Here is a 5606-nt window from a genome sequence, read left to right on the forward strand (position 1 = left end):
GCTTTAACTGATCGGCATTAGCCCTTGATGGGCTCTTTTTTGTTTGTTCTGTTAATCAATCACTAACGAGAACAAATTACTCTGGCTTCTGCTTCGCTTCAAATGCCGCTAGTTGTTCAGGCGTCGCTTTTGGTTGATGGTTTTGTTTCCACTCATCGTAAGTCATGCCATATACGCGCTCACGAGCGTCATCGATATCCAAGTCTAAGCCTTGTTGTTCAGCTTCTGCTTTGTACCACTTACTAAAACAGTTACGGCAAAAGCCAGCCAAGATCATCAGGTCGATGTTTTGGACATCTTTGTTGTTGTCTAGGTGTACTAACAGGCGACGAAAGGTTGCTGCATCCAGCTTGTCTTGTTCTTCTTGAGAAAGATCTTTGTATTTAAATTCAGCCACTTTACTTTCCTTTATTCGATTTATTGTACTAATTCATTGAGCTCTGTGTGTTATACAAAAAAAGCCTGCAATTCGCTAGGAGCAAACGCAGGCTTTTCAATATTGTTACACTATTCCGTGCTCATTAAGCGTGCGTGTTCATTAACCGTGACTGCTTCTTCCCACGTTATCATGGCTGAGTTCTTTATTAAGCTCCGCTTCCACGTGACCCGGAGAGCGTGTTGAGCCGGAAATCAGTCGGTACATCGCAGGGATCACGAACAGAGTGACCAGTGTCGCGAAGCCCATACCGAAGAAGATAACCGTACCCACTGCCACTCGGCTTTCATAACCTGCGCCCGTTGAGGTAATCAATGGAATTGCACCGGCTAATGTCGTGAACGCCGTCATCAATATTGGACGTAGACGTCGAGCTGAAGCATCAATGATCGCCTTTTCAAACTCAATACCACGATCTCGAAGTTGGTTGGCAAATTCGACGATCAAGATGCCGTTTTTGGTCACCATACCGATCAACATAATCATACCGATCTGGCTGTAAACGTTGAGCCCTTGACTCATCAACACCAAGCCTAAGAAGCCACCAAAGATACCCATAGGTACGGTGAACATCACCACCAGCGGGTTGATGAAGCTTTCAAATTGCGCCGCGAGTACCAAGTACGCCACCAACATCGCTAACGCAAACACCACTAAGATGCTCGATTGGTTCTCTTTGAAGTCTTTAGACTCGCCTGAGTAGCTTACTGAAATATCACCCGGTAGCTGCTCAATCGCTTGTTCATCAAGGAAATCCAAAGCATCACCCAGCGTGTAACCTTCCATTAGGTTCGCTTTGATGGTCACCGATTTCTGCTTGTTGTAGTGCGATAAACGAATCGAGGACGCTACTTCTTCAATATGCGTTAGAGTATCGAGTGTCACCAATTCACCAGACTGAGTTCGCATGTAGATTTGGCTTAAGTCATTGGCATTGTTAAAACTGTTTTCATCGCCACGCAGGTAAACGTCGTACTCTTCACCACGTTCAACGAACGTCGTTTCACTCTTACCGCCCAGCATGATTTCTAACGTATCTGAAATATCCGAAACACTCACACCTAGCTCGGCTGCACGTTGCTTATCTACGGTTACCAACAGCTCTGGTGTTTTCTCAGAGTAATCGATGTCCGCACCTTCCATCATTGGCGAGTCTTCAGCGGCTTGCTTTAACAGTTCGCCCCATTTCTGAAGCTCAGAGTAATCAGAGCCACCCAGTACAAATTGCACAGGCTCACTCGAACCACCACGGAAGCCTGGCATGAACGGGAACACACGTACATCAGGAATACCCGCTAAAGACTTACGTACCTCGCCCAAGGCTTGTTGTGCTGTCTCTTCACGTTCATCCCAATCTTCCAGGATCATGATAACGAAGCCCGTTTGGTCGCCCGCATTACCACCAAACGCTGGCGATTGAATGCTGAATGACTTCAAGAATCCTTGACCAAGCAGCGGCATTAGGCGCTCTTCAACGATGTCCATGTTGGCAGACATTCGGTTGTAACTGGTTGCATCGGCACCACGAACAAACGCAAAGATAACACCACGGTCTTCTTGTGGCGTCAGTTGCGACGGCACTTGTTGCATCAAACCATAACTACCGCCCATACACGCAATAATGATGATTGGAGCTGCCCAACGCCAGTTTAAAGCACGGCGCAATACCGCTTTGTATCCGGCTTCTAGCTTGCCAAACACACGTTCTACAAATTGATTGAAGCGATTAGGTTTCACGTTCGCTTTTAAGATCTTGCTGCCCAGAACCGGCGTCAAGGTTAATGCTATGACAGACGAGAAGATCACCGACATCGCCAAAAGTACCGAGAACTCAGTAAACAGAAGGCCTACCATACCGTCCATAAACGAGATTGGTAGGAACACCATGACCAGTACTAGCGTGGTTGCGATTACTGCAAAGCCTACTTCACGTGTCCCTTTATAAGCCGCAAGCAATGGTGATTCGCCACGTTCAATGTGGTGGAAAATATTCTCAACCACCACAATCGCATCATCGACCACCAAACCGATAGACAGGATAAGTGCCATCAAGGTGATGAGGTTGATAGAGAAGCCAAAGTAGTACGCCGCAATAAACGACGAGATTAGCGACACAGGAACCGTCACGGCTGGAATCAGCGTTGCACGCGCTTGGCCAATGAAGACGTAAAGCACGAGGATAACCAAACCACCCGTAATAAAGAGTGTGCTGTAAACCTCTGAGATCGAACGGTCGATAAAGACAGTGGAGTCATAATCAATCGCCAAGCGAGTTCCGTCAGGCAAGAACTTTTGAATCGCTTCTACTTCTTTATGGACTAAGTCAGCCACCTCAAGTGGGTTGGCATCAGACTGTGGCACAATGCCCATACTGACGTTAACAACGCCGTCACTCTTAAAGGTCGAGTTCTCGTTTTCTGCGCCAATGTAAACATCCGCTACATCTTTCAAGTAGATAGGTGTGTTATCAGAGGCACGTTTCACCACTAAGTATTCGAAATCTTTGGCTTCAGTATATGAACGAGCAGTACGAACCGACATCACAATCGCATCGTTACGCACTTCGCCACCCGGGCTTTCAATGTTCTCGTTACGTAGGGCTTGTGTAATATCAGAGGCGGTAACACCACGACCCGCCATTAACGCGGGTTTCAGCTTCACGTACATGACTTTGTACAAACCGCCAGAAATATCCACCGAGCTCACACCAGAGATCAAACTAAAGCGGTCAATCAACACACGTTCGGTGTAGTCGGTTAACTGCGTTCGATCCATCTCAGTTGAGCTTAAATTGATGTAAACCGACGCTTCACCACTACCATTGTTTTTGTAAACAATCGGGTCATCGGCTTCATCTGGCAACGAACGCTGAGCACGCGCTACCGCATCACGCACATCACTGACACCGGTATTGAGGTCATAACCAAGTTCAAAGGTGATAGTGATTCGTGACGACCCGTTTCGTGTCGTAGATTCGATTTCATCGATACCACTGATGCCAGATAACTGGTCTTCAAGGTTGGAGGTGATTTGGCTTTCAATGATGGTGGCAGATGCACCTTCATAACGAGTACTGATCGATACCACCGGGCTTTCAATATCGGGCATTTCACGAACGGCAAGCTTATTGAAAGAGACAATACCAAACACAACCAAAAGCAGGCTCAATACAACTGCCGCTACTGGTCTCTTCACAGAAACATCAGATAACAACATTAGTTAGCGCCTTCTTGTGCTGCTGTATTTTCATCAAGTTTAGCAGGGCGATTAACGGCAAGTTCTTGAACCAAAACACCGTCACGCATGTTCACGATACCTTGCACTACGATCTTCTGACCAATCTCGATACCTTTTTCGATCACGACTTCGTTATCAAGACGAGCCCCGAGGAATACTTCGGTACGAGTCGCTTTGTTATCTTCGCCAATAACATAAACGAAACGCTTAGTGCCTGAATACTCAAGCGCTTGAACTGGAATGATTGGGGCTTCTACTGGTGGGAAGTCCATATCAGCCGCCACTAACATGCCCGGTTTTAGGTAATCATTGTTGTTATCGAAGTGGATTCGAACTCGAAGGTTCAAAGTTTCGGCGTTAATGCGAGAATCAATACCCACCACAGTTCCCGTGAACTGAGTATCGCCCCACGCACTGGTGCGAGCCGTTACTGTCATACCTTTAGACAGTTTAGAAAGGTAGCGCTCAGGAATCTGAAGATCTAACTGCATCACAGACAAGTCATCTAACGTCACGAGCTCTGTACCCGATGTCACCATTTTGCCGCGGCTAAAGTCGATAAAACCGACCGTACCAGAGAAAGGTGCACTGATATGTAGATCTTTCAGGTTGGCATTAGCGGCAGCTAGACGAGCATTGGCGATCTCTACGTTAGTTTTCTGAGCGTCAATTTCAGTTTGAGTGATCGCGTTACGTTTCACTAGTCGTTGAAATTCTGCAAGCTTACGCTTTTCATCTTTTAAATATGCTTGTGCTTCTGCAACTGCTGCTTTTGCTTTGTCGTCATCGAGTTGAACCAACATCTGCCCTTTGGTGACATCTTGATTGGCTTTGATGTTAATAGAGTTCACTCTGCCAGCCACTTCAGAAGTGATCATTACAGATTGCTCGGCTTCTAACTTACCGACCAAAGAAAGAGACTGGCTAACTTGGTGAATATCAACTTGCTCGGTAACAACAGTGACCGTGCTAGGGCCCATACGTTTCGCTAGTGCGGCTGGAGACGCCATAATGATAGACAAGCTAAGCAGGGTTAAAACAGTTTTATGCTTCATAATAATGGTCTGCAAGTAAGGTTTATACCAATCACAATAGGTAAGCGGTCAGAAATAGCGCAGGGAAAAGACTTGAGAACAAGGCAGAGGTTTTCGATAAGTAGTTATTCTACAATCAAAATTCTTAACGCAGTTATCGAGCGTTTTAACCAGCTAGGGTGACCAATTATTTACTACGATTGGTATTATTATCTATAAATGAAATTAACCGTATTCTATCAACTGATGAATGCTGTAACGTCAAGAAGTGTAAATCTAAGTTAAATTCAATTGACGTTTCATGACGAATGACACGAACCAAACACGATACAGAAAGCTAATTACCTCAAGGTGTTACCTATCAGTACGTAAATCTTATTACAGATGTTCACTTCACGAGCAATATGCGTACTTTTCGCCATCTTTGCCCAAAAAGGCAGCATTTAACACAAAACCATAAGAAAAACCCTTTACAGGTTTAACGTGTTTGCTATGATGCGCTCCGCACTTGAGAGATGCGTTGGGAAAAACATCTCTTTAGCCTATCCATTATGAGTTAGGAAAAACACCCTGGAGGGGTTCCCGAGTGGCCAAAGGGAGCAGACTGTAAATCTGCCGGCACTGCCTTCGATGGTTCGAATCCGTCTCCCTCCACCATATTTCTTCTTACCTCTTTCGAGAGTTAAGAGAACAACCTGATTGATGGGCTTATGGGAAAACATCAATTTAGGCTTACTTTGTGAAGAGTAAGACACACCCTGGAGGGGTTCCCGAGTGGCCAAAGGGAGCAGACTGTAAATCTGCCGGCACTGCCTTCGATGGTTCGAATCCGTCTCCCTCCACCATATTCTTCTTACCTCTTTCGAGAGTTAAGAGAACAACCTGATTGATGGGCTTAT

3 protein-coding genes and 2 tRNA genes are annotated in these 5606 nt (G+C 45.8%); 2 read left to right on the forward strand and 3 right to left on the reverse strand.

Annotated features, from left to right (window positions below):
• Positions 1-76: 76 nt before the first annotated feature.
• From AB4180_RS07525 to AB4180_RS07535, 3 genes are all read right to left on the reverse strand, one after another.
• Positions 77-397: a DUF1244 domain-containing protein gene (locus AB4180_RS07525; RefSeq protein WP_102250587.1), complete on the reverse strand. Its 321-nt coding sequence runs from the start codon at positions 395-397 to the stop codon at positions 77-79.
• A gap of 141 nt (positions 398-538) precedes the next feature.
• Entirely contained in the window at positions 539-3652 is a 3114-nt protein-coding gene (gene vexH / locus AB4180_RS07530) for a vibriobactin export RND transporter permease subunit VexH (RefSeq protein WP_102250586.1), read from the reverse strand.
• Entirely contained in the window at positions 3652-4728 is a 1077-nt protein-coding gene (locus AB4180_RS07535) for an efflux RND transporter periplasmic adaptor subunit (RefSeq protein WP_116927948.1), read from the reverse strand. The genes vexH and AB4180_RS07535 overlap by 1 nt, the downstream gene beginning before the upstream one ends.
• A 551-nt stretch (positions 4729-5279) precedes the next feature.
• On the opposite strand from AB4180_RS07535, the gene AB4180_RS07540 reads away from it, so the two are divergent.
• Together AB4180_RS07540 and AB4180_RS07545 are read left to right on the forward strand one after the other, a co-directional pair.
• Positions 5280-5364: transfer RNA gene (locus tag AB4180_RS07540), tRNA-Tyr, on the forward strand.
• A gap of 103 nt (positions 5365-5467) precedes the next feature.
• Positions 5468-5552 (forward strand) — tRNA-Tyr (locus AB4180_RS07545).
• Positions 5553-5606 lie beyond the last annotated feature (54 nt).

Origin of the sequence: Vibrio sp. 10N.286.49.C3, from assembly GCF_041469545.1 — a bacterium.
Lineage (GTDB): Bacteria > Pseudomonadota > Gammaproteobacteria > Enterobacterales > Vibrionaceae > Vibrio > Vibrio tasmaniensis_A.

Bases quoted from the DNA above. Each gene is read 5' to 3' on its own strand.
- vexH (WP_102250586.1), bottom strand. From the start codon at position 3,652: ATGTTGTTATCTGATGTTTCTGTGAAGAGACCAGTAGCGGCAGTTGTA.
- AB4180_RS07535 (WP_116927948.1), bottom strand. From the start codon at position 4,728: ATGAAGCATAAAACTGTTTTAACCCTGCTTAGCTTGTCTATCATTATG.